The organism is Agromyces sp. NPDC127015, from assembly GCF_042725165.1.
Taxonomy (GTDB): Bacteria; Actinomycetota; Actinomycetes; order Actinomycetales; family Microbacteriaceae; genus Agromyces; species Agromyces chromiiresistens.
This window is the reverse complement of sequence record NZ_JBHXDI010000006.1, coordinates 100,659-123,902: the sequence shown is the minus strand read 5'-3', so window position 1 is coordinate 123,902 and position 23,244 is coordinate 100,659. Positions and strand designations below refer to the sequence as shown.

Genomic DNA, 23,244 nt, shown 5'->3' with positions numbered 1-23,244 from the left:
CGGTCGGAACGTGACCACCGTTACCGCGCTCGCCGGCCGCATCCCCGTGACGCGGCTCACCCCGGCCGTGCCCGACCCCCGCTGGCATCCGAAGGCGTTCGAGGGCGAGGTCGTGCCGTTCCGCGCGACGGTGTTCCGCGAAGGGCACGACCGGGTCGGGGCGATGCTCGTCATCAACGGTCCCTCGGGCGTGGAGCAGCGGCACCGGATGGCCCCGCTCGCCCCCGGCACCGATCGATGGGAGGCGCTCGTCCGGCTCGACGAGACCGGCGAGTGGCGATGGCACGTCACCGGGTTCGACGACGAGATCGCCACCTGGCGTCACGACGCGGGCGTCAAGATCGACGCGGGCGTCGACGTCGAGCTCATGTACGAGGTCGGCGCGAGGCTCGTCGAACGGGCTGCCGCGGAGACCGACCGCCCTCGGGCGGTGCGCAAGCGCCTCACGGCGCTGGCCGGCGCGCTGCGAGACGGCGAGGCATCCCCCGCCGACCGCCGCGCCCTCGTGGACGCACCCGTGCTCGCGGAGTTCGACGCGCGGCCGCTCGCCCGGCTGTCGACCGATTCGCCCGAGCAGCGCCTGCTCGTCGAACGACGCCGCGCCGGAGTGGGGTCGTGGTACGAGTTCTTCCCACGCTCCGAGGGCGCGAAGCGCCAGAAGGACGGCACCTGGAAGAGCGGCACCTTCCGCACCGCGCAGAAGCGGCTCGACGGGGTCGCCGCGATGGGGTTCGACGTCGTGTACCTGCCTCCGATCCACCCGATCGGCGTGACCAACCGAAAGGGCCCCAACAACACGCTCGACCCGGGCCCCGGCGACCCGGGCTCGCCATGGGCGATCGGCGGGCCGCAGAAGGACGGCAGCGCCGGCGGGCACGACGCCGTGCACCCCGACCTCGGCACCCTCGCCGACTTCCGCGCCTTCGTGCGCCGCGCGAATCAGCTCGGCATCGAGGTCGCCCTCGACCTCGCTCTCCAGGCCTCGCCCGACCACCCCTGGGTCGCCGAGCACCCCGAGTGGTTCACGGTGCTGCCCGACGGCACGATCCGATTCGCCGAGAACCCGCCGAAGAAGTACCAGGACATCTACCCCGTCAACTTCGACGACGACCCCCAGGGCATCTTCGACGAGGTGCTGCGCATCGTGCGGCACTGGATGAAGCAGGGTGTCCGCATCTTCCGCGTCGACAATCCGCACACCAAGCCGCTCGCCTTCTGGGAGCGGCTCATCGGGGCCGTGATCGCCGACGACCCGGGCGTCGTCTTCCTCGCCGAGGCGTTCACGCGACCGGCGATGATGCAGGCGCTCGCGATGGCGGGATTCCAGCAGTCGTACTCGTACTTCACGTGGCGCAACACGAAGGCCGAGCTCGAGGAGTTCCTCACCCAGGTGTCGCAGGAGACCGCCGACTTCATGCGGCCGAACCTGTTCGTGAACACGCCCGACATCCTCACCGAGTACCTGCAGTTCGGCGGGCCCGCCGCGTTCACCGTGCGGGCGACCATCGCCGCGACGGCGGCCCCGCTGTGGGGCGTCTACTCGGGTTTCGAGCTCTTCGAGTCGGTCGCGCGCCCCGGCGCCGAGGAGGCGATCGACAACGAGAAGTACGAGTACAAGCCGCGCGACTTCGCCGCGGCCGAAGCCGAGGGCCGCTCGCTCGCGCTCTACCTCGGCATCCTCAACCGCATCCGCGCGGAGCACCCCGCACTCGGGCAGCTCCGCAACATCCGCTTCCACGCGAGCGACGACGACTCGGTGCTCGTCTACTCGAAGCACCTCGACGGCCGGTTCACGCCCGACGGCGAGGACGACACGCTGATCGTCGTCGCCAACGTCGACCCGCACTCGGTGCGCGAGACCACCGTGCACCTCGACCTCGAGGCGATCGGGCTCGAGGCCGGCGCCCGGTTCGAGGTCGACGACCTCGTCACCGGGTCGCGCTGGGAGTGGGGTCCGTCGAACTACGTCCGGCTGGACGCCTTCACCCGACCCGCACACATCCTGCACGTGAGAAGAGGCTCGGATGCCTGACACGCCCCCCTCCCCGGTGACCGCGCCCGTCGTGCCCGACGAGGTGCTCGCGGCGGTGGCCGAGGGCCGGCACAGCGATCCCCACTCGGTCCTCGGCCAGCACGGGTTCGACGCACCGCAGGAGCCGGGGCCGCTCACGGCGATCCGCACGCTCCGACCGCTGGCCGCGGGCGTCGACGCCGTGCTCGCCGACGGCACCACCCTGGCGCTCGAGCACGTCGGGCACGGCGTCTGGGCGGGCGCGGGCCGCTTCGGTCCGACCGACTACCTCGTCGAGGCCCGCTACGACGACGGCTCGGAATGGACCGCCGACGATCCGTACCGATTCGCACCGACGATCGGCGAGCTCGACCTGCACCTCATCTCCGAGGGCCGACACGAGCAGCTCTGGCAGGTCCTCGGCGCGCGCTTCCGCGAGCACTGGGGCGTCGACGGGCGCGTGAGCGGCACCGCGTTCACCGTCTGGGCCCCGCGCGCCCGCGCGGTGCGGGTCGTCGGCGCCTTCAACCGCTGGAACGGCTCGGGCCACGCCATGCGGAGCATGGGGGCGTCAGGCGTCTGGGAGCTGTTCGTACCCGACCTCGAGCCCGGGGCGCTGTACAAGTTCGAGCTGCTCACCTCCGGCGGCGAGTGGATCATGAAGGCCGACCCCATGGCCAGGCGCGCCGAGACCGCCCCGGCGACCGCCTCGATCGTCGACGACAGCCGGTACGAGTGGGGCGACGGCGACTGGCTCGACCGGCGTGCCACGACCAATGCGCACGAACGCCCGATGTCGATCTACGAGCTGCACCTCGGATCGTGGCGCCCGGGCAAGGGGTACCGCGAGGTCGCCGACGAGCTCATCGAGTATCTCGACTGGCTCGGCTACACGCATGTCGAGTTCCTGCCGCTCGCCGAGCACCCGTTCGGCGGGTCATGGGGCTACCAGGTGACCGGCTACTACGCCGCCACCAGCCGGTTCGGCTCTCCCGACGACCTCCGCTACCTCATCGATCGGCTGCATCGCGCCGGCATCGGCGTGATCATGGACTGGGTGCCGGGGCACTTCCCGAAGGACGAGTGGGCACTCGCGCGGTTCGACGGCGAACCCCTCTACGAGCACGCCGACCCGCGGCGCGGCGAGCAGCAGGACTGGGGCACCCTCGTCTTCGACTTCGGCAACCCCCGGGTGCGCAACTTCCTCGTCGCGAACGCCCTGTTCTGGCTCGAGGAGTTCCACGTCGACGGACTGCGGGTCGACGCCGTGGCATCCATGCTCTACCTCGACTACTCGCGCGCCGAGGGCGAGTGGCTGCCGAACGTGCACGGCGGCCGCGAGCACCTCGAGGCGATCGCCTTCCTGCAGGAGGCGACGGCGACCGCGTACAAGCGCAATCCCGGCATCGTGATGATCGCCGAGGAGTCGACGTCGTGGCCGGGTGTCACCGCACCGACCTCATCCGGTGGGCTCGGGTTCGGCTACAAGTGGAACATGGGGTGGATGCACGACTCGCTCCAGTACATCCAGAACGACCCGCTGTACCGCTCGCACCACCACCACGAACTCACGTTCTCGTTCCTCTACGCGTTCAGCGAGCACTTCATCCTGCCGATCAGCCACGACGAGGTCGTGCACGGCAAGGGCTCCCTCGTGCGCAAGATGCCGGGCGACCACTGGCAGCAACTCGCGAACACGCGCGCCTACCTCGCATTCATGTGGGCGCATCCCGGCAAGCAGCTGCTGTTCATGGGCCAGGAGTTCGGCCAGCTCAGCGAGTGGAGCGAAGAGCGCGGCCTCGACTGGTGGATCCTCGACCAGCCATCGCACCGGCAGCTCGCCGAGTTCGTGGGCGCGCTGAACCGCCGGTATCGCACGACCGCGGCGCTCTGGCAGCTCGACGACGACGCGGCGGGATTCGAGTGGGTGGAGGGCGGGGCGGCCGCCGAGAACGTCCTCGCGTTCCTGCGTTACGACGGCGACCGGCGACCGCTCCTGTGCATCGTCAACTTCGCGGGCAGGCCGCACGACCGGTTCCGGCTGGGCCTCCCGTTCACCGGCCGGTGGCGCGAGGTGCTCAATTCGGATGCCTCCGAGTTCGGCGGCTCGGGCGTCGGCAACCTCGGCGGGGTCGAGGCCGAGGCGGTGCCCTGGGCGGGGCGGCCGGCCTCGGCGGCCTTCACGCTGCCGCCGCTCGCCGCTGTCTGGTTCGAACTCGACGAGTAGGGCTCGGGGCCGGGTCGTCGCTCGCCGATTCGACGGGTGTCAGTAGAGCAGGCTCGCGAGCCGGGCGCGGGCCGCTGCGACTCGCGGATCGTCCGTTCCGACGACCTCGAACAGCTCGACGATCCGCTCCCGCACCGCCTTGCGACCGTCGGCATCGAGCTCGGGGAAGAGCGTCAGCAGGCGGTCGAAGGCGTCGTCGATGTGGCCGCCCGAGATGTCGAGGTCGGCGACGTCGAGTTGCGCTCCGAGGTCGTCGGGAGATGCGGCGGCCGCGGCGCGGATGGAATCGAGCGTCTTGCCGGCGAGCCGGCCGAGCAGGCTCACCTGGGCGAGGCCGGCGACCGCGAGCGCGTCGCGGGGGTCCTGCGCGATGGCCGTGCGGTACGCGGCGGCGGCCGCGTCGTAGTCCCGGCGTTCGATCGCGTCGTACGCCTCCTGGTGGAGCGGCGGCAGGGGCTGCTCGGTGGGCGGCGCCTCGCCTTCCGCCTCGTCACCGGTCTCGATTCGCCCGCCCGCGCCGTGCTGCGCGCCGAGCTCGAGGAGCTGGTCGAACAGCTGCGAGACGACGTCGTCGGGCTGCTCGCCCGCGAACAGGGGCACGGGCTGACCGGCGACGAGGGCGACGACCGTCGGGACCGACTGCACCTGGAGCGCCTGCACGAGCTGCGGGCTGCGATCGGCATCGGCCGCCGCGAGCACGAGCCGGCCCTCGCGAGCACGCACGAGGCGCTCGAGCGACGCGAGCACCTGCTGGGACGGTTCGCTCCACGACGCCCATACCGCGACGACGACGGGCAGCGTGCGCGAGAGCTCGAGGACCTGGCCGAACGAGGCGTCGTCGGTCTCGACGACGATGCGATCGGCTGACGCCGGCGCGTGGGCGCCGGCCGGCTGGGCGGCCGCCTGCTGGCGCTGCACGAGCGCCGTGAGGTCGACCGCACCGCGCAGCGATGCGCCTGAGGGGGGAATCGGGTTCGTCATCTACTTGACCTCCGCAGCTGAGACGAGGCTCTCGGACCAGCCGAGCAGTTCGATCTGCGCTTCCTCCCCCGCACCGACGCCGGGGACGTAGAAGAGCAGCTGGATGTCGCTCACACGCTGGACGCCCTTCGCGCTCTGGCCGGTGAATCCGGACAGCGCGGCGGCGCTGCCGCCTTCCTGGAAGCCTGTCGTGCCGCCATCGTTCGGCACGCTCTTCTCGCCGCGGACGACGTCGACCGACACGATCGCACCGGCGTCGATCGTGCCGAGCCCGATCGCCGGCGCGCTGCCGGCTGCCGTCGAGACGGTGAGCGTCGCCGTCGGGTTCGCCTTCTCGGCCTCAGCCTTGCGAGTCGCCGCGTTCAGCGCCTCGTCGAGGTCGGACGCCTCGAGGTCGAACATCGGTGCGAAGGTGCTCGCCGCCCCGTTCTGCAGGATGTCGGCGTACGCCGCCGCCACCTCGCCGGTCGGCATGACGAGCCCCTTGAATTCGGGCGAGATCGGGGGTGCCCCGATCGAGGCCGGTGCGACCTCGGGCACCTCGGTGTCCGGCACGAGCGCCGTCTGGTAGACGACGTGGTAGTTGTCCCGCGGCGTCTCCTGCACGAGCACGAGCGCCGTCGGGGCGATCGTCTCGTCGTCGGCGTTCTTCGCGATCGTGAGCACCGTGCGCGGCCAGCCGGTCGATTGCTGCGGAAGCGTGAGCGTGAGCGGCGAAGCCGGGATCGCCGTCGGCAGCGGGTGGTCGGGAAGGGTCGCCCGGATCTTGTAGTTCGCGACGCGCGCGGTCAGGGCGGGGCCGGCGAACCGTTCGGTTGCGCGGGTCGCATCGCCGGCCTGGTCGACCTCGCTCGTGAAGACGGCGATCCGGCGCATGATGCGCTCCATCTGGGGCACGGTGACGGCGGGCTCGACCACGGGCTCTTCGGGGTCGGCGGCCTCCGTCGCCGCGACGCTCGCGTCTGGGGTCGCCGGCGCAGTGGTCGCGGGAGCCTGTTCGCTCTCGAAGCTCGGCCAGTAGTCGGCCGAGCACGCGCTGAGCGCGAGCGCGGGTACGAGGACCGCGGGAACGATCACGACGCGCTTCGCGCGACCGATCGCGCGGCGACCGCCCGTGACCTGATTGCGCCTCGAGGGCTTCGGCGCGCTCGGCAGCCTGCCGCGGGGGCCCTTCGGGAGGTTTCTGCGCGGGCCGCGCGAGCGACGGTGCCGCACGAAGCCGGAGATGAGCAGGCCGAGTCCGACGAGGAACACGAGCGCGCCCCCGGCGATGAGCGGGCCGGCCCACGGGGTCTTCGTGTCACTCGGCCAGTCGAGCGCGACTCGGGCCGGCGCGGGATTCACCCCGTCGGAGGCGATGAGCACGGAGATGCCCTCGGGTACGTCGATCGTCGTCGTCACGAAACGGTCGCCCGTGAACTCGTCGAGCCAGAGGTCGGAACCGACCGGCGTCGCAGCCGCGAGCACCTCGGGATCGACCGGGGCCGGCGTCGCGGTCGCACCCGGCGTCGCCGGCGCGGTCGCCGTCGGGGTAGGGGTCGCGGTCGCCGGCGCAGGGGTCTCGGTGGGCGTCTCGGCCTGAGGGTCGTCGGCGGGGTCGGTCGTGACGACTTCGCTCACGAGCGACTTCGCCTCGGGGTCGTAGTGCACCGACTGGTACGGCGTCGACCCGAGCCAGGCGACCATGTCGGCGCTGCGCCCGTACGAGATGAAGATGGCGCCGTCGCCGGAGACGGTGATCTCCTGCTTGCCGGGATTCGCTTCGAGCGCGTCGGGTTCGAGCACGGTGAATGCCGTCGCGCCGTCGGACTCGATCGCCATCGACGCCCGGTCGGGCTCCATGAGCACCGTGCGCTGGGCGATACCGAGCCCGATCATCACGGCCGCGGCGACGAACGCCACGATAGCGAAGACGAAGCGCACGAACTGACCTCCCAAGCCGCTGCTGCGGCATCCGACAAAGACATTCCACACTACCGGCAGAGTCTGGGAGTCGCCTGCCCACCGCCTGAACGACACGCGCAAACGCGGCATCCCGAAGCCCCGTACAATCAGAACGATTCCCGCATGAGCCCCCACAAACGCGGGACACGACCCGGAGGAAGCATGGCCGTCGAAGAGACCGAGTTCACACAGGTGTTCCGCGGATACGACAAGGACGAGGTGGACAAGGCCATCAACGGCCTTCGTCGCGACATCATCGCCGCGAACACCCAGTCCGCGGACACGGTGAAGGAGAACAAGCGCCTGCTGGCCCGCATCGACGAGCTCACCGCCGAGCTCGAAGAGGTCGGCAGCCCGACCTTCTCGGGGCTCGGCACGAAGCTCGAGAACACGCTGCGGGTCGCCGAGGAGCAGTCCACCCGCCTCATCGCCCAGGCCGACATCGACGCCGAGAAGCTCCGTCGCGCAGCCGAGGACGAGGCGCACCTCATGCGCTCCGACGCACAGGAGTTCGCCGAGCGCACGCTCGGCGAGGCCCGCGCGCAGGCGAGCCGCGTCGTCGAGAACGCCCGGGCCGAGGTCGACGACATGGTCGCCCGCGCCCACGAGACGAGCGAGCAGCTCCGCCAGGACGCCGCCCGCGACGCAGCGGCGATCCGGGGCGCGGTCGCGACCGAGACGGCCGAGCTGCGCTCGAGCGCGAAGCGCGAGTCCGCCGCGGTCATCTCCGCGGCGGAGCGCAAGGCCTCCGAGATCCTGCTCGCTGCGAACACCGAGGCGAGCGAGGCCCGGGCCACCGCCGCCGGGCTCACGCAGGAGACGGAGCAGACCCGCGCCGAGGTCGCCGTCGAACTCGACCGGGCGCGGGCCGAGCTCGCGAAGGAGACGGAACAGGCGCGCATCGACCTCGCCCGCGAGACCGAGCAGTCACGGCTCGACCTCGAGCGGGAGTCCGCCGAGGCCCGCGCCGCCATCGACGCGGAGATCGAAGAGCGTCGCGCCGCTCTCGCGCACGAGCTCGAGCAGGCCCGCACCGACCTCGAGCGCGAGCTCGCGACCGGTCGCGCGGCGCTCGCCGAGGAGCGCGAGCAGTCGGCGGTCGACCTCGAGCGAGAAGCCGAGTCGGCACGCCTGAAGCTGCAGCACGAGCTCGAGCGCATCCGCGCGAAGCACGCCGCCGACCTCGACCAGATGCGCGCCGACCTCGCCCTCGAGCAGGAGCAGGCCCGCGCCGACTTCGAGGCCGAGGCCGAGCAGGCGCGCATCGATCTCGACAACCAGCTCACCGCCATGCGGAAGAAGACCACGCACGAGGTCAACCGCATGCGACGTGAGATCGAGAAGAGCCGCCTGGACCTCGAGTCCGAGCTCACCGCCAAGCGCGACGAGGCCGAGCAGGAGCTGCTCGCCGCCCACCAGGAGGCGGTCGCCCAGACGCAGAAGTTCCTCGACGACGCGAACGCCGAGCTCGCCGAGACGAGCGCGCGCACGGCCGAGAGCCGCGCCGAGTCCGAGCGTCTCGAGACGGAGGCGCGCTCGGCGATCTCCGGCATCCGCGAGAAGGCCGAGCAGGAGGCGTCCGAGCGCATCTCCGCTGCGCACGACCAGGCGCGCAAGCTCATCGCCGACGCAGAGGAGCGCACTCGTGCGCTCGTCGCCGACGCCGAGGACCGGCTCTCGCAGATTAGGATCGAGCGCGACGCGGTCGCCGGCTACTTCGAGAGCCTGCGCGGCGTGCTGACGCAGGCCGAGCAGGTCGCAGCCGACACGAAGTAGTCCGGAAGGGGCGCGGTGGTTCCGTGAAGATCCTCAACGCGTTCCGCATCGGCCTCGTCGGCACCCTCGGTGTCGGCGTCGGCCTGTTCATCCTGACCTCGATCGTCAGCCTCTCGACGATCATCACCTACATCGGAGCGGCGCTCTTCCTGGCCCTCGGCCTCGACCCGGCGATCAGTTGGCTCGAGCGCCGAGGGCTTCCGCGTTGGTCCGCGATCCTCATCGTGATGAGCGGGGTCGGCATCATCGTCGCCGCGCTCGTGCTCGCCGTCGTCCCGATCATCGTCGATCAGATCGGCGACCTCGTCGAGGAGATCCCCGGCATCATCGAGCGGTTCAACTCGCAGGACTGGCTCGCCGTGCTCCAGGAGCAGTTCCCGCAGCTGCAGGTCGAGGAGATCAACGCGCAGGTCACGACGGGCCTCACCGACTTCTTCACCAACCCCGACAAGCTCTCCGAGCTCGCGGGCGGCGTGCTGCAGGTCGCGATCGCCATCGGCTCGGGCGTCTTCGCGGTCGTGATCGTGTTCATCCTGATGCTCTACTTCGCCGCGTCGCTGAACACGATGAAGCGCGCCACGTACCAGCTCGTGCCGGCGTCGCGGCGCGCCAGGTTCGCCGACCTCACCGAGCAGATCACGCAGTCGGTCGGCCGCTACGTGCTGGGTCAGGTCTCGCTCGCGGCGGTGAACGGGGTGCTGAGCTTCATCTACCTGTCGATCATCCGTGCGCCGTTCCCGGCCGTGCTCGCGTTCCTCGCCTTCATGTTCTCGCTCGTACCGCTCGTCGGCACGCTCTCGGGCTCGATCGTCATCGTGCTCGTCTGCCTGATTCCCGGCCTCGGTTCGCCCATCACCGCCCTCGCGGCGGCGATCTACTACATCGTCTACATGCAGGTCGAGGCGTACATCCTGAGCCCGCGCATCATGCATCGGGCGGTGAAGGTGCCCGGCGCCCTCGTCGTGATCGCCGCCCTCGCCGGCGGCGCGCTCGGCGGCATCCTCGGTGCGCTCGTCGCCATCCCGGTCGCCGCCGCCATCCTGCTCATCATCAAGCAGGTCGTCATACCGCGCCAGAACGAACGCTGAGCCGGCTCAGTCCTCGTCGGAGGCGGACGCCGCAGGCCACCGAGTCGGCAGCGGCGCAGCCTCGGGGTTCACCGCGGCCACGATCTCGTCGAGCACGCGCCGCGTCTGCGTCTCCCCCACCCACAGGTGGCGCCCGCCGGCGACGTCGACGCGCCGCAGCTTCGGCAGCCCGGAGAAGCGTTCGGCCGCCTCGGCCGGCCTGAGGTAGTCGTCGTGCTCGGGGATGAGGGCGACGAGCGCGGGGCTCGCGGTCGACCAGCGTGCGAGTTCGGCCGTGCTCGTGCGGTGCAGCGGGGGCGAGAGCAGGATCGCGCCGTCGATGCCGTGCTCGAGCCCGTACTTCAGGGCGAGCTCGGTGCCGAACGACCACCCGACCAGCCACGGGTGCGGGAGTCCGCGCTGCTGCACGAACGACATCGCCGCCGCGACATCCGCCCGCTCGGCGACGCCGTCGCCGAACTCGCCCTCGCTGCGCCCGCGCGGCGACGCCGTGCCTCGCGTGTTGAACCGCAGCACCGCGAGGTCGGCCAGCGCGGGGAGCCGCGCGGCGGCCTTGCGCAGGATGTGCGAGTCCATGAAGCCGCCGGCCGTCGGCAACGGATGCAGCGTGACGAGCGTCGCGACGGGATCGCGCTCGAGGGGCAGCGCCAGCTCGCCGACGAGGCGCAGGCCGTCTGCCGTGTGCAGTTCGATCTCCTCCCGGCGGGCCGGAAGCTCGACTCCCGATCGGATCTCGATCGTGTCATCCGTCTCGCTCACCGTGCGCCCAACCTCCAGCAGTGCGTGTGCCAATGCCGACGCGCCGCAAGGTCGGCCGCGTCGCCCAGCACGCCGTCGGCCCGCCAGGCGACGAGATGCGCGACACCCGGTGCGACCTCGAGGCCGCACCCCGGGCACACGTACGCCTTGACGGCCTGCGCCTCGGAGACGGGCTGCACGTTCCATTCGCGGCCCGCGCGCACCTCGGTGCGGCGCCAGCCGGCGCTCAGCCGATCGACGTCGAGCTCGGGGTGCCCCTCGCGTGCACGGGCGGCACGCGACCGGGGTCGGTTCGAGCGTGCCATGCGTCCAAGTCTAGAACGGCCGCGCATCGAGGCCGCATCGCCGAGGATGCCTCGGCTGGACGGCCCGACTCAGTACCAGCCGACCGACTCGGAGTGGGCCCAGGCGCCGCAGGGCGTGCCGTAGCGGCCCGAGACGTAGCCGAGACCCCATTCGATCTGCGTCGCCGCGTTCGTCTCCCAGTCGGCCCCCGCGGTCGCCATCTTCGACCCGGGCAGGGCCTGCGGGATGCCGTAGGCGCCGCTCCCGGCGTTGTAGGCGTTGACCCGCCAGCCCGACTCCTTGTTCCAGAGCGCGACGAGGCAGTCGAACTCCGAGGTGGGCCAGCCGCGTGCGGCGACGGCACCGGCGGCGTATGCCTGCGCGGAGCCCGGGTCGGGCGTCACCGCGGGCGGTGCCCAACCGGCGCCGGACGAAGCCGGCTCCACGACCGGCTCGGGCTTCTCCTCGACGACGTACTGCTCGTGCCCGTCGACGGTGACCTCGTAGTCGCCGCCGGCGGCGATCGACTGCACGGCCTCGCCGCCGAACCGGTCGCCCTGCGCGAAGTCGGGCGAAGCGGTCGCCCCGCTGTACGGGTCGACGATGTTCACCAGCACGAAGCTGACCGAGGCGAGGAACGCGAAGACGACGGTCGCGGCCTGCTTCACGGGCCCGCGGGTGATTCTGGGAACGGTCGGGGACGACGGCTGCGCCGCCTCGCCCGATCCTGCATGCCTACCCACGATTCGACGAGTGTAGCGGAGTGGCGGCCGGACGGGCCAATGCCGCGCGCGGGCTCACCGGACCGCCAGCATGACGTCGACGACGGCGTCGAGCACGAGGTCGACCTGCGCCTCGCGGTACCCGCCGCGCTGGGTCGCGAAGACGACCGAGCGGACGTCCTCGACGGAGATGGGCCATCCGTCTCTGAAGTACCGGGTGAGTTTGTCGGCGAACTTGTCGACCTCGCGGACGCTGTAGCCGAGCACGAGCGGATTCATGCGCTCGAACCGCTCGCCCTCGGGCCGCGCGAGCCGGTTGGAGACCACCTGCGCGGTCAGGCGCGCCTCGCGCAGCCACGCCTCGTCGCCGTGCAGCCGGGCCGCATCCTGCCGCTCCTGGGCGGCGAACGCGTCCTCCAGGCGGGCGAGCGCTGCGTCGACGTGCTCCGTCGAGTAGCCGCCCTTCTGCATCGCGAAGGCGGTCAGCCGGATTCGCTCGCTCGTCATCGGCTCGTCACCCGGCGTCGCCGTGCCGTCGTAGGCACGGCGGGCGAGCTGCAGGAACTCCTCGACCTGATCGATCTTGTACCCGAGTCTGGGCTTTCTGGCGCGCGGGAACGTCGAATCCACTGCACCAGTATCGCGCACGCTCATCCGAAGAGCCGGAACGCCACGAAGGCGACGGCCGCCGACGGCAGGATCGAATCGAGCCGGTCGAGGAACCCGCCGTGGCCCGGCAGCCACGAGCTCATGTCCTTGATGCCGATGTCGCGCTTGACGAGCGATTCGACGAGATCGCCGAGCGTGGCGGTGAGGAAGATCGCACCGCCGAAGACGAGCCCGAACCACCACGGCTCGCCGAGCATGAACAGGGCGAGCAGCACACCGGCGACCAGGCTCGTCGCGGCGCCGCCGGCGAAGCCCTCCCAGGTCTTCTTCGGGCTGATCACGGGCGCCATCTTGTGCTTGCCGAACATGAGACCGAACGCGTAGGCCCCGGTGTCGGCGGCGACCGCCAGCACGATGAACGCGAGGGTCCACCACTGTCCACCGTCGGCGGCGGTCAGCACGACCGCGAACGTTGCGAGGAACGTCACGTATCCCTGCACGAACGCACCTGCGGCGAGGTCTCGCCCGAGCGCCGCGCCGTCGGTCCGGCGGGACGGCAGTGCCTGCTCGACGAGCCTCCACGCCGTCACGATCGCGACTCCCGCGACGACCGCGAGGAACTGCCCGCCCGCACCGCCGTAGTAGGCGACGGGCACCGCGATCACCGCAACCGCCACGGTCGGTGCCCGCGGCACGCGGAGGTCGCCCTTGCGGAGTGCCTGCGCGAGCTCGTAGCTCGCGAACCCGGCGATCACGACGGCGAAGAGCATGAAGAGCTCTTTGACGACGAGCAGGCTCAGCAGCAGCGCGCCGCCGAACACGAGCCCGATGAGGATCGCGACGATGAGGTTGCGACCCGTGCGCGCCTTGATCCGTTCCTGGGCCTCGTCGAACTGCGCCTTGGATGCCTCGAACTGACGCTCGAGGTCGGCCTTGCGCGCCGTGACCTGTGCGCGGAAATCGTCGCGCGCGGTGCGGTCCTGCCCCCCGGCGTCCGACTGACCCTCTTCTGGGACGCCTGACATGGCCCTCCCTCAGCCCCCGAGCCCTCAGACCTCGAGGAGTTCGGCTTCCTTGCGCTTGAGGGCCTCGTCGATCGCGTCGACGTGCGTCTTCGTGATCTGCTCGAGCTCCTTCTCGCCGCGCCCGACCTCGTCGTCGCCGACCTCGCCCTTGAGCGCGTCGAGGTCGTCCTTCGCCTTGCGGCGGATGTTGCGGACCGACACCTTCGCGTCTTCGGCCTTCGAACGGACCATCTTGACGTACTCCTTGCGGCGCTCCTCCGTCAGCTCGGGCAGCGTCACGCGGATGAGGTTGCCGTCGTTCGTCGGGTTGGCGCCCAGGTTCGGGGTGTCGCGGATCGCCTGCTCGATGTCGCGCAGCGCGCCCTTGTCGTAGGGCGTGACGACCAGCGTGCGCGCCTCGGGGTTCTGCAGCGACGCGAGCTGCGCGAGCGGCGTCGGCGTGCCGTAGTAGCTCACCATGATCTTCTGGAAGAGCTGGGGGTTCGCCCGCCCCGTACGCACGGTGGCGAAGTCGTCCTTGGCGACTTCGACCGCCTTCTGCATGCGTGCGGTGGCATCGGAAAGTACATCCGCGATCACGGGAACTCCTTTACGGTTCGCTACTCGTGCCAGTCTATCGACTGGCCGGGTCCACACCGTTGCTCGCCGCGACGCCACGTTCGGCGTCACGGCCCGGCGCGGTCGGGTTCTATCGGTTCGACGACTCCACGCCGTTGCTCACGACGGTGCCGAGGTCGGCGCCGAGGATCGCCGCCGTGACGTTGCCGGCCGGCTCCATGCCGAACACCTGCATCGGCATGCCGTTGTCCATGCAGAGGCTGAAGGCGGTCGAGTCGACGACCTTGAGGCCGCGCTGCAGCGCCTCCTGGTAGCTGATGCGGTCGATCTTCGTGGCGTCGGGGTTCGTCCGGGGGTCGTCCGAGTAGACGCCGTCGACGCCGTTCTTCGCGACGAGCACCACGTCGGCATCGATCTCGAGCGCTCGTTGCGCGGCGACGGTGTCGGTCGAGAAGTACGGGAGCCCCGCACCCGCGCCGAAGATCACGACGCGGCCCTTCTCGAGGTGCCGCTCGGCGCGACGCGGGATGTACGGCTCGGCGACCTGGGTCATCGAGATCGCCGACTGGACGCGGGTCTCTGCGCCGGCCTGCTCGAGGAAGTCCTGGAGCGCGAGCGAGTTCATGACGGTGCCGAGCATGCCCATGTAGTCCGCGCGACCGCGATCCATGCCGCGCTGGCTGAGCTCCGCGCCGCGGAAGAAGTTGCCGCCGCCGACGACGATCGCGACCTCGACCGTCTGCGCCGCATCGGCGATCTCGCGCGCGAGGGCGCTCACGACGTCGGGGTTGACCCCGAGCGCTCCCCCGCCGAATGCCTCTCCCGAGAGCTTCAGCATCACCCTGCGCTTGCGTTCCGTCATCCCCGCCGTCCTTCCGGTGCCCGTGTCAAAACTAGTGCTTCACCCGACCGGGTGCACAGCATCCGGTCGAGGCGCGCGGCGCGGCGTCGTCCGAGGACGAGCTCGGCGAAGCATCCGCGCATGGAAAAGGGAGCCCGGATCGAATGGACGATCCGGACTCCCTCATGTCGGCGTTACGCCGTGGCCTTGAAGCGGGCGAACCCGGTCACGGTGAGACCGGCGTCGTCCAGGATCTTCTTGACCTGCTGCTTGTTGTCGCGGGCGTAGTCCTGCTCGAGCAGGGCGACCTGCTTGAAGAACGCGGTGAGGCGACCCTCGACGATCTTCGGCAGGGCGGCCTCGGGCTTGCCCTCGTTGCGGCTGATCTCGGTGACGAGCTCGCGCTCCTTCTCGACGACATCGGTCGGAACCTCGTCGCGCGAGATGAACGACGGGTCGAACATCGCGATGTGCTGCGCGATCCCGCGAGCGGTCTCGGCGTCGGCACCCGTGTAGGCGACGAGCACGCCGATCTGCGGCGGCAGGTCCTTCGACGTCTTGTGCAGGTAGACCGCGAACTCGTCGCCCGAGAGGGTGACGACCTTCGCGAGCTCGACCTTCTCGCCGAGCGTGGCGGCCTGCTCGTCGATGACCTCGCCGACGGTCTTGCCGTCGACCGGCGCCGCGAGAGCGGCCTCGACGTCGGCGGCACCGGCGGCGGCGACCGCGTCGAGCACCTTGTCGGCGAGCGCGATGAACTTGTCGTTCTTCGCGACGAAGTCCGTCTCGCAGGCGAGCTGGATCATCGTGTAGCCGGCGGGCGACTCCTTGGCGGCGACAAGGCCCTCGCTCGTCGAGCGGTCGGCGCGCTTCGCGTTGCCCTTGGCGCCCTTCAGGCGCAGGATCTCGGTGGCCTTCTCGAGGTCGCCACCGGCCTCCTCGAGCGCCTTCTTCGTGTCGACCATGCCCGTGCCGAGCTGCTCGCGCAGGGCCTTGATGTCAGCGATGCTGATTGCCATGTGTGGCTGTCTCCTTCGGGGACTTATTCGGCGGGGGTGGCGGCGGCCTCGGCGGCCTCCGCGCCTTCGACGTCGGCGGCCGACTCGGTCGCAGCGATCTCGGTCGCGGCCTCGTCGACGACCTCAGCAGCCTCGGCCTTGGCCTCGGCCTCGGTCTCGGCGGTCTTCTCGGTCGCGGCGCCCTGCTGGAGGAGCTCCTGCTCCCACTCGGCGAGCGGCTCGACGGCCGAGACGTTGCCGGCCTCTTCAGGCTTCTGGTGGCGCTCGATGAGCCCCTCGGCGGCGGCGTCGGCGATGATGCGGGTGAGCAGGCTCACCGAGCGGATCGCGTCGTCGTTGCCCGGGATCGGGTACTGGACCTCGTCGGGGTCGCAGTTGGTGTCGAGGATGCCGATGACGGGGATGCCGAGCTTCTTGGCCTCGTCGATCGCGAGGTGCTCCTTCTTGGTGTCGACCACCCAGAGGGCCGACGGCGTCTTCGACAGGTTGCGGATGCCGCCGAGCGACTTGTGCAGCTTGTCGAGCTCGCGCTTCTTGATGAGGAGCTCCTTCTTGGTGAAGCCGCTCGTGGTGCCCTCGAAGTCGAGCTCCTCGAGCTCCTTCATGCGCGCGAGGCGCTTGGAGACCGTCTGGAAGTTGGTGAGGAGGCCGCCGAGCCAACGCTGGTTGACGTAGGGCTGGCCGACGCGGGTCGCCTGCTCGGCGATCGACTCCTGCGCCTGCTTCTTCGTGCCGACGAAGAGGATGGTGCCGCCGTGGGCGACCGTCTCGCGGACGAAGTCGTAGGCCTTGTCGATGTAGGCGAGCGACTGCTGCAGGTCGATGATGTAGATGCCCGAGCGCTCGGTGAAGATGAAGCGCTTCATCTTCGGGTTCCAGCGGCGGGTCTGGTGCCCGAAGTGCACGCCGCTGTCGAGCAGCTGGCGAATGGTGACGACGGCCATGAGCCGTTCTCCTTCTGTTCTCAGTTGTCGCAACCGGCCGGCGGCCGGGAGCCCTGGTGCCCGGCACGGCTCCGCCGGTCTCGCTCGCGATGAGCGGGTCGGACTGAATGGAGTCGGCTGCCGAATGGGCACGCGTAGTCACCTCGACATGCGAGGCGCTCCGGATACTCTACCATCGGCACCCGTCCTCCCCAACCGCGGCAGGGGCACCGCAGTCCACAAGCCGCCGCTTCCGCCGAGGGGATGCCTCCCGCCGACGCACGATCGGTGGATGGATGATCTCGACCGTTCCGTTCCGACCCGTCCGCGGCCTCGACGAGCCGCCTGGACCGTCGCCGCACTGTCCTGCCTCGTCGCGGGCCTGCTCGCCGCTGTGGGCGGCGCGACCTCGCCCACGGCTTCCGCGCTCGATCGCGCTCCGACCCCCGCGGGGGCGACGGGTCCGGCTCGGGCGCCATTGCAGTGGGTCTGGCCCGCGCCGGCGCCCGTCAGGGTCGTCGCACCGTTCCGTGCTCCGCCGACGCCCTACTCGGCCGGACACCGCGGCATCGACCTCGCGGTCGCACCCGGCGCGACCGTCGTCGCCGCCGCGGGCGGCACCGTCCGCTTCGCCGGCATGGTCGCGGGCCGGGGCGTCGTGTCGATCGACCACGGCGACGGTGTCATCAGCGCCATCGAGCCGATCACCGCGCTCGTCCGGGAAGGCGACGTGCTCGCCGCAGGCGATCGGATCGGCGCCGTCGACCGCGGCGGCCACTGCGAGGGCGACTGCGTGCACTTCGGCATCAGGGTCGACGGCGAGTACGTCTCGCCCTTCCTGTTCTTCGGCGGACTACCCAGGTCGGTGCTGCTGCCGCTGTCGTGACGATCGCCTCCGAAGGCGGCTCACGCCCGCGGATGCGCGGTGCGGTAGCTCTCCTTCAGGCGCTCGGCCGACACGTGCGTGTAGATCTGGGTGGTGCCGAGGCTCGCATGGCCGAGGAACTCCTGCACGGCCCGAAGATCGGCGCCGCCGTCGAGCAGGTGGGTCGCCGCGGTGTGCCGGAAGGTGTGCGGCCCGCTCGGGCCGGTGCCGGGGATCTCCGCGAGTAGGCCGGCGACGAGGCGGTACACGCTGCGCGTGCCCAACCGGGCGCCCCGCTCGCCGACGAAGACGGCCTCGGTCGTCGGCGCACGTGACGACGCGTCGCCGTGCCGTTCGTCGGCCGCCGCGAGGATCTCGCCCCGGGCGGCATCGAGATAGCGGTCGAGCGCCCGCGCTGCGGGAGCGCCGTACGGCACGACGCGCTCCTTCGACCCCTTGCCGAGCACGCGGACCGTGCGGCGCCGCCGGTCGAGATCGCCGCGATCGATGCCGACGAGCTCCGAGACTCGAAGCGCCGACGCGTACAGGAGCTCGGCGATCGCGACGTCTCGCGCCGCGATCGGATCCCCCGTCGTCACGGCGCGCGCCTCCAGGCGCGCGAGCGCGGCGGCGAGCGCATCGGCCGTGACCACCCGCGGCAGCGCACGCTGGGCGCGCGGCGCCCGAAGACGCGCGCCGGGATCGGCGGCCAGTTCGCCTCGGCGGGTGAGCCACGCCGTCAGCCCGCGCGCCGACGCCGCGCGCCGGGCGATGCTCGACCGGGCGAGACCGCGCTCGGTCGACGCCCAGAGCCAGTCGCGAAGCAGCGCGAGGTCGAGGTCGCGCGCATCGCCGACGCCGTGCGACTCCGCGAACGTCGCCAGGTCGAGGAGGTCGGCCCGGTAGGCGGCGACGGTGTGCTCCGAGTAGCCTCGCTCCGCACGGACGCCGCCGAGGTAGTCGTCGATGGCCGCGTCGAGGTTCATGATTCCGGCTTGCGTGAGAACCGGTCGAGCCGTCGAGCCGGTTCGAGGGACTCGAGCTCGGCGAGATACGCCTCGTCGAATCGAGTGACCACCAGGCCGGGTGGCAGCGGGACGACCGAGCTGGTGACCGCATCGTCGAAGAGATGGACGAGCGAGAAGGAGCGACCGCCGTCGACGCCGACGAGTTCGCGCGGCGGCGCCGAGAGGTCCATCGTGTACGCCGTCGCCCCCGCGACCGCGACCGGCACCCCTGCGAACATTCCCTGCGTCGGATAGTGCAGGTGCCCGCCGAGGATGAGCCGTACGTCGCGACCCCAGACGACCTCGGCGAGCGCGCGCTGCCCGCGGAGCTCGAGCACGTCCATGAGGACGAGCGGGGTCGGGATCGGCGCATGATGGAGCGCGAGCACCGTGCCCCGTGGTGCCGGCACCGACAGCACCCCGTCGAGCCACGCCAGCGCCGAGACATCCAGCTCGCCGTGGTGGTAGCCCGGCACGCTCGAGTCGAGTGCGACGATGCGGAGCCCGTCGAGGTCGAACACCTGGTGCACGGGGTCGTCGCTCGCGGGCTCGTCGAGGAGCTCGGTACGGAAGGGCGCACGTTCGTCGTGGTTGCCCATCACCCAGACGAGGCGGGCACCGGCGTCGGCGGCGACCGGCTCGAGTGCCGCGCGTGCGCGGGCGTACGCGTCGGGTTCGCCGAGGTCGGCCACGTCGCCGGTCACCACGATGGCGTCGAGCGCCGGACCGAGCCTCCGCAGCTGCGTTGCAGCCTGCGCGAGCGCGCCCTCGGTGTCGGCGACTCCGCCGAGCGGCGCGCCGCCCGCGAGCAGATGGGTGTCGCTCACGTGCGCGATGACGGTTCGCGCCGCCGGATACAAGCCGAGTCGTGGGTGCACGGGTCCTCCTCGCGGCCAGCCTAGACGTGGGCGCCGACACGTCCCCGGACGACGCCGGGCGTGCCGGGGCACCCGTCCTCGACAGTGCGGGCGACCCCTCCTCGACAGCTCGGGGTGCGACGGATCCGTCGGTTCGACGGCAGTCGACGGCGGACCGCCGTCCGCGACGGTCGACGCTGGACGCGGAGGTGGTGCCGATGAACCACAACACCGAACTCGGACGACGTGGCGAACAGCTCGCCGCCGAGCATCTCGAAGGCGCCGGCATGACGGTCGTCGACCGGAACTGGCGCTGTGCGCTCGGCGAAGTCGACCTGGTGGCCCGTGCGGGTGCGACCCTCGTGTTCGTCGAGGTGAAGACACGCTCGGGGGCCGGCTACGGCCACCCGTTCGAGTCGATCACGCCGCGCAAGCTCGCGCGACTCCGACGACTCGCGGCGGCCTGGTGCGACGAGACCGGCGCGCGCGCCGACCTCATCAGGATCGACGCCGTCTCGGTCCTCGCGCCGCCCTCCGGTGCGGTGGTCATCGAGCACCTCGAGGGGGTGTGCTGATGTCGGTCGCCCGGACGCGCTCCGTCGCCCTGCTCGGCCTCACGGGATCGATCGTCGAGGTCGAAGCCGACCTCTCCTCGCAACTGCCCGCCGTCGTCATCATCGGACTGCCCGATGCCGCACTCGGCGAGGCCCGCGACCGTGTCCGTTCGGCCGCCAGCAACGCCGGGTGCCCGCTGCCGACCCGACGACTCACGGTGAACCTCTCCCCTGCCGCCCTCCCGAAGCACGGGTCGGGGTTCGACCTCGCGATCGCGCTCGCCTGCCTCGGCGCCGCGGGCGAGGTGCCGACGGCGTCGATCGACCGGGTCGTGCATCTCGGCGAACTCGGGCTCGACGGGCGCCTCCGCCCGATCGACGGCGTCCTGCCGGCCGTGCTCGCGGCGGCGAGGGCGGGGCACGACCTCGTGATGGTGCCGACCGCCAACGCCGCCGAGGCGGCACTCGTCCCCGGGGTGCGCGTCGTCGGGGTCGCGTCGCTCCTGGAGGCGGCGATCTGGCACGGCGCTGCGTACCCTCCGCGCGAGGTGGCAGCGGTCGAGGCCCCCGCCGTCGACGACGTCGTCTGCGAGCTGCCCGGCGATCTCGCCGACGTCGCGGGCAACACGGACGCCGTCGATGCGATGCTCGTGGCCGCCGCAGGCGGACACCACCTCTCCCTCCTGGGGCCGCCCGGTGCCGGCAAGACGATGCTCGCGGCGCGGCTGCCCGGCCTGCTGCCCGATCTCGATGCCGATGCAGCGCTCGAGGTCGCGTCGATCCGATCGCTCGCCGGCCTCCGTCCCAACGGGTCGCTCTCGTTCCGTCCCCCGTTCGAGGCGCCGCACCACACCGCGACGGCGGCGGCGATCGTCGGTGGCGGCAGCCGGATGATCCGTCCGGGGGCCGCCGCCCGCGCGACCCACGGGGTGCTCTTCCTCGACGAGGCCCCGGAGTTCCCGAGGGCGGTGCTCGACGTGCTGCGGCAGCCCATCGAGTCGGGCACGATCTCGATCCATCGCGCGAACGCCGTCGCCACGTTCCCGGCGCGCTTCCAGCTCGTCCTCGCCTCCAACCCGTGCCCGTGCGGCAATGCGGGCACGAGCGACTGCACGTGCGCGCCGATCGTGCAGCGGCGCTATCTCGCTCGACTCTCGGGCCCGCTGCTCGACCGGATCGACCTCCAGTTGCGGGTACCTCGCATCACCGTGGCGGCGATGCGCCTGGCCGGCGACGGTTCGACCGTCTCGACCGCCGAAGCACGACATCGCGTCGGCGAGGCGAGGCTGGCGGCGGCCGAGCGCCTGCGCGGTACGCCGTGGCGCACCAACGCGGAGATGCCCGGTACCTGGCTGCGCGGCGCCGGCCGGCTGCATCCCGGCGGCGCAGCCACGAAGGGCATCGACCGGATGCTCGAGCTCGGTGCCATCACGATGCGCGGCTACGACCGAATCCTCAAGGTCGCGTGGACCCTCGCCGATCTCGCGGGGGCCGGATCGCCCGGAGCCGAGCACGTCGGCCGCGCGAGCTTCTTCAAGACGGGAGCAGAGGCATGAGCACCGACCCGTTCCGCCATGTCGACGCCGCCGTGTTCGACGCCGTCCGCGCACATGCCCGCACCGGCGACGAACGCCGCGCCGATGCCGAGGCGCGGGCACTGCTCGGGTTCCTGGCCGAACCCGGCGACGGGGTGCTCGGCAGGGCGGTCGCCGCTGCCGGCGCCCGCGCCGTCGCCGGCCTCGTCGCCGGCGGGGCACCCGCTTCGGAGCTCGCCGAGGTGCTGGGCCGCGACGGCGAGACGGCGACCCTGCAGTCGGCCGTGCAGGCGCTCGGACGGTGGCGACCGCGCCTCGACGACGAGGCCTTCGCCCGCTCGCTCGTGCAGGCGGCGCGCGTCGGGGCGCGCCTGCTCGTACCGGGCGATCCCGAGTGGCCGTGGCGCATCGACGATCTGGGCGCGGCCGCGCCGGTCTCGCTGTGGGTGCGAGGGCGCCCGGAGGCCCTCGCCGAGGGGCAGGCCACCATCTCGCTCGTGGGCGCCAGAGCGGCCACCGGCTATGGCCAGCACGTCACCGCCGAGGCCTCGGCCGGGCTCGTGGACCGCGGGTTCGCGATCGTCTCGGGCGGCGCATACGGCATCGACGGCACGGCGCACCGGGCCGCGCTCGCGAGCGACGGGACGACGGTCGCGTTCCTCGCCGGCGGGATCGACCGCTACTACCCCAGCGGTCACGAGGCACTGCTCTCACGCATCGCCGAGACGGGCGCCGTCTATTCGGAGGTCGCGTGCGGCACCGCGCCGTCGAAGTGGCGGTTCCTCATGCGCAACCGACTCATCGCCGCGGCCGGCGATGCGACCGTCGTGCTCGAGGCCGGACTGCGGTCGGGCTCGCTCAACACCGCCACGCACGCCACCGAGCTCGGCCGACCGCTCGGGGCGGTGCCCGGGCCCGTCACGAGTCCTGCGTCAGCAGGCTGCCATCGGCTCTTCCGCGAACGCGACGCGATCTGCGTCGTCGACGCGGCCCAGATGGCCGAACTCGCCTCGGGCCTCGGCGCCGCCATCGGCGGGGCTTCCCCGTCGGGCGGCCGAGTCTCGACGTCCGCACCCGTCGAGCCGAGCCACGACGGGCTCCGCGTGCTCGATGCGCTCAGCACGCGTGCGGCCCGCGGAGTCGACGACCTGGCCCGCCGAAGCGGTATGTCGCCGGGACATGTCATGTCCACGCTCGCCGAACTCGAGGTCGAGGGGCACGCCCGGCGCGACACCGGAGGACTCTGGACGCGACGGATCCGACGACGATGAGCCGTGAGTCAGAGGCCCCGCCCTCTCGGAGCGGTGCCGGGGAGCGGGCCCCCGCGGGCTCACTCGTCGAGCGCGAGCTCCTTCGGAAGCTCGAACTCGCGGGTGGCGAGCTCCTCGACGTTGACGTCCTTGAAGGTGAGCACGCGCACGCTCTTCACGAAACGGTCGGCTCGGTAGACGTCCCACACCCAGACGTCCTTCATCGTGAGCTCGAAGTAGAAGTCGTGCTCGGTGTCGCGTCGAACGAGTTCGACCTCGTTCGCGAGGTAGAACCGTCGCTCGGTCTCGACCACGTACTTGAACTGCGCGACGATGTCGCGATACTCGCGGTACAGGGCCAGCTCGACCTCGCGGTCGTAGTCTTCGAACTCGTCTTCATCCATCGCG

22 protein-coding genes are annotated in these 23,244 nt (G+C 71.4%); 8 read left to right on the top strand and 14 right to left on the bottom strand.

The features are described from left to right. The first annotated feature begins 10 nt into the window (after nucleotides 1-10). Nucleotides 11-2,032: an alpha-1,4-glucan--maltose-1-phosphate maltosyltransferase gene (locus ACFWGP_RS17980; RefSeq protein ID WP_376931504.1), complete on the top strand. Its 2,022-nt coding sequence runs from the start codon at nucleotides 11-13 to the stop codon at nucleotides 2,030-2,032. Continuing rightward, nucleotides 2,025-4,238: a 1,4-alpha-glucan branching protein GlgB gene (gene glgB / locus ACFWGP_RS17975; protein ID WP_376931503.1), complete on the top strand. Its 2,214-nt coding sequence runs from the start codon at nucleotides 2,025-2,027 to the stop codon at nucleotides 4,236-4,238. Before ACFWGP_RS17980 ends, glgB begins: the two co-directional genes overlap by 8 nt. A 39-nt stretch (nucleotides 4,239-4,277) precedes the next feature. On the opposite strand, the gene ACFWGP_RS17970 is transcribed toward glgB, so the two are convergent. Further along, nucleotides 4,278-5,219, bottom strand: coding sequence for a tetratricopeptide repeat protein (locus tag ACFWGP_RS17970; RefSeq protein ID WP_231430785.1), 942 nt, complete (start codon nucleotides 5,217-5,219; stop codon nucleotides 4,278-4,280). Next, nucleotides 5,220-7,142, bottom strand: a complete 1,923-nt coding sequence (locus ACFWGP_RS17965) for a hypothetical protein (RefSeq protein ID WP_376931502.1) — start codon at nucleotides 7,140-7,142, stop codon at nucleotides 5,220-5,222. Between the two features lie 144 nt (nucleotides 7,143-7,286). Here ACFWGP_RS17965 and ACFWGP_RS17960 point away from each other — a divergent pair, with 144 nt between their 5' ends. Together ACFWGP_RS17960 and ACFWGP_RS17955 are read left to right on the top strand one after the other, a co-directional pair. Continuing rightward, nucleotides 7,287-8,939, top strand: a complete 1,653-nt coding sequence (locus ACFWGP_RS17960; protein ID WP_275506859.1) for a DivIVA domain-containing protein — start codon at nucleotides 7,287-7,289, stop codon at nucleotides 8,937-8,939. Between the two features lie 23 nt (nucleotides 8,940-8,962). Beyond that, the gene (locus tag ACFWGP_RS17955; protein WP_231430782.1) at nucleotides 8,963-10,027 is read left to right on the top strand and encodes an AI-2E family transporter; all 1,065 of its coding nucleotides are present in this window, start codon (nucleotides 8,963-8,965) and stop codon (nucleotides 10,025-10,027) included. Between the two features lie 6 nt (nucleotides 10,028-10,033). On the opposite strand, the gene ACFWGP_RS17950 is transcribed toward ACFWGP_RS17955, so the two are convergent. From ACFWGP_RS17950 to rpsB, 9 genes are all read right to left on the bottom strand, one after another. Continuing rightward, nucleotides 10,034-10,765 carry an alpha/beta hydrolase gene (locus ACFWGP_RS17950; RefSeq protein WP_275506964.1) on the bottom strand — a complete coding sequence of 244 codons (732 nt, stop codon included), beginning with the start codon at nucleotides 10,763-10,765 and terminating at the stop codon, nucleotides 10,034-10,036. Nucleotides 10,766-10,782: 17 nt separating this feature from the next. Continuing rightward, a complete protein-coding gene (locus ACFWGP_RS17945) occupies nucleotides 10,783-11,091 on the bottom strand; it encodes a hypothetical protein (protein WP_231430781.1) in 309 nt (102 codons plus the stop codon). Nucleotides 11,092-11,160: 69 nt separating this feature from the next. Continuing rightward, complete coding sequence (locus ACFWGP_RS17940; RefSeq protein WP_231430780.1) at nucleotides 11,161-11,739, bottom strand: lytic transglycosylase domain-containing protein; 579 nt, start codon at nucleotides 11,737-11,739, stop codon at nucleotides 11,161-11,163. 129 nt (nucleotides 11,740-11,868) lie between these two features. Next, the gene (locus ACFWGP_RS17935) at nucleotides 11,869-12,423 is read right to left on the bottom strand and encodes a DivIVA domain-containing protein (protein WP_231430779.1); all 555 of its coding nucleotides are present in this window, start codon (nucleotides 12,421-12,423) and stop codon (nucleotides 11,869-11,871) included. A gap of 20 nt (nucleotides 12,424-12,443) precedes the next feature. Beyond that, nucleotides 12,444-13,427 (bottom strand): phosphatidate cytidylyltransferase, encoded by a 984-nt coding sequence (locus tag ACFWGP_RS17930; protein WP_275506858.1) that lies wholly within the window; start codon nucleotides 13,425-13,427, stop codon nucleotides 12,444-12,446. A 24-nt stretch (nucleotides 13,428-13,451) separates the two neighbouring features. Beyond that, nucleotides 13,452-14,006, bottom strand: coding sequence for a ribosome recycling factor (gene frr, locus ACFWGP_RS17925; RefSeq protein ID WP_231430777.1), 555 nt, complete (start codon nucleotides 14,004-14,006; stop codon nucleotides 13,452-13,454). Nucleotides 14,007-14,115: 109 nt separating this feature from the next. Then, nucleotides 14,116-14,847: a UMP kinase gene (gene pyrH, locus ACFWGP_RS17920; protein ID WP_231430776.1), complete on the bottom strand. Its 732-nt coding sequence runs from the start codon at nucleotides 14,845-14,847 to the stop codon at nucleotides 14,116-14,118. Nucleotides 14,848-15,020: 173 nt separating this feature from the next. Next, entirely contained in the window at nucleotides 15,021-15,845 is an 825-nt protein-coding gene (gene tsf / locus ACFWGP_RS17915; RefSeq protein ID WP_231430775.1) for a translation elongation factor Ts, read from the bottom strand. A 23-nt stretch (nucleotides 15,846-15,868) separates the two neighbouring features. Next, nucleotides 15,869-16,789 (bottom strand): 30S ribosomal protein S2, encoded by a 921-nt coding sequence (gene rpsB, locus ACFWGP_RS17910; RefSeq protein ID WP_231430774.1) that lies wholly within the window; start codon nucleotides 16,787-16,789, stop codon nucleotides 15,869-15,871. 271 nt (nucleotides 16,790-17,060) lie between these two features. Between rpsB and ACFWGP_RS17905 the strand changes: the two genes are divergently transcribed. Further along, nucleotides 17,061-17,654, top strand: coding sequence for a M23 family metallopeptidase (locus tag ACFWGP_RS17905; RefSeq protein WP_275506857.1), 594 nt, complete (start codon nucleotides 17,061-17,063; stop codon nucleotides 17,652-17,654). Between the two features lie 20 nt (nucleotides 17,655-17,674). On the opposite strand, the gene ACFWGP_RS17900 is transcribed toward ACFWGP_RS17905, so the two are convergent. Both ACFWGP_RS17900 and ACFWGP_RS17895 read right to left on the bottom strand, forming a co-directional pair. Continuing rightward, nucleotides 17,675-18,619 carry a tyrosine recombinase XerC gene (locus tag ACFWGP_RS17900; RefSeq protein WP_275506856.1) on the bottom strand — a complete coding sequence of 315 codons (945 nt, stop codon included), beginning with the start codon at nucleotides 18,617-18,619 and terminating at the stop codon, nucleotides 17,675-17,677. Next, nucleotides 18,616-19,518, bottom strand: coding sequence for a phosphodiesterase (locus tag ACFWGP_RS17895; protein WP_376931501.1), 903 nt, complete (start codon nucleotides 19,516-19,518; stop codon nucleotides 18,616-18,618). Before ACFWGP_RS17895 ends, ACFWGP_RS17900 begins: the two co-directional genes overlap by 4 nt. 197 nt (nucleotides 19,519-19,715) lie before the next feature. Between ACFWGP_RS17895 and ACFWGP_RS17890 the strand changes: the two genes are divergently transcribed. Genes ACFWGP_RS17890 through dprA form a run of 3 tightly spaced genes read left to right on the top strand, consistent with a single transcriptional unit; the run spans nucleotide 19,716 to nucleotide 22,857 of the window. Beyond that, nucleotides 19,716-20,072 carry a YraN family protein gene (locus tag ACFWGP_RS17890; RefSeq protein ID WP_275506854.1) on the top strand — a complete coding sequence of 119 codons (357 nt, stop codon included), beginning with the start codon at nucleotides 19,716-19,718 and terminating at the stop codon, nucleotides 20,070-20,072. Continuing rightward, the gene (locus ACFWGP_RS17885) at nucleotides 20,072-21,607 is read left to right on the top strand and encodes a YifB family Mg chelatase-like AAA ATPase (protein WP_231430769.1); all 1,536 of its coding nucleotides are present in this window, start codon (nucleotides 20,072-20,074) and stop codon (nucleotides 21,605-21,607) included. The genes ACFWGP_RS17890 and ACFWGP_RS17885 overlap by 1 nt, the downstream gene beginning before the upstream one ends. Continuing rightward, a complete protein-coding gene (gene dprA, locus ACFWGP_RS17880; RefSeq protein ID WP_376931500.1) occupies nucleotides 21,604-22,857 on the top strand; it encodes a DNA-processing protein DprA in 1,254 nt (417 codons plus the stop codon). Before ACFWGP_RS17885 ends, dprA begins: the two co-directional genes overlap by 4 nt. Before the next feature lie 59 nt (nucleotides 22,858-22,916). Here the strand turns inward: dprA and ACFWGP_RS17875 are convergent, their stop codons facing one another. Further along, nucleotides 22,917-23,240: a DUF2469 family protein gene (locus ACFWGP_RS17875; RefSeq protein WP_231430767.1), complete on the bottom strand. Its 324-nt coding sequence runs from the start codon at nucleotides 23,238-23,240 to the stop codon at nucleotides 22,917-22,919. Between the last annotated feature and the right edge of the window lie 4 nt (nucleotides 23,241-23,244).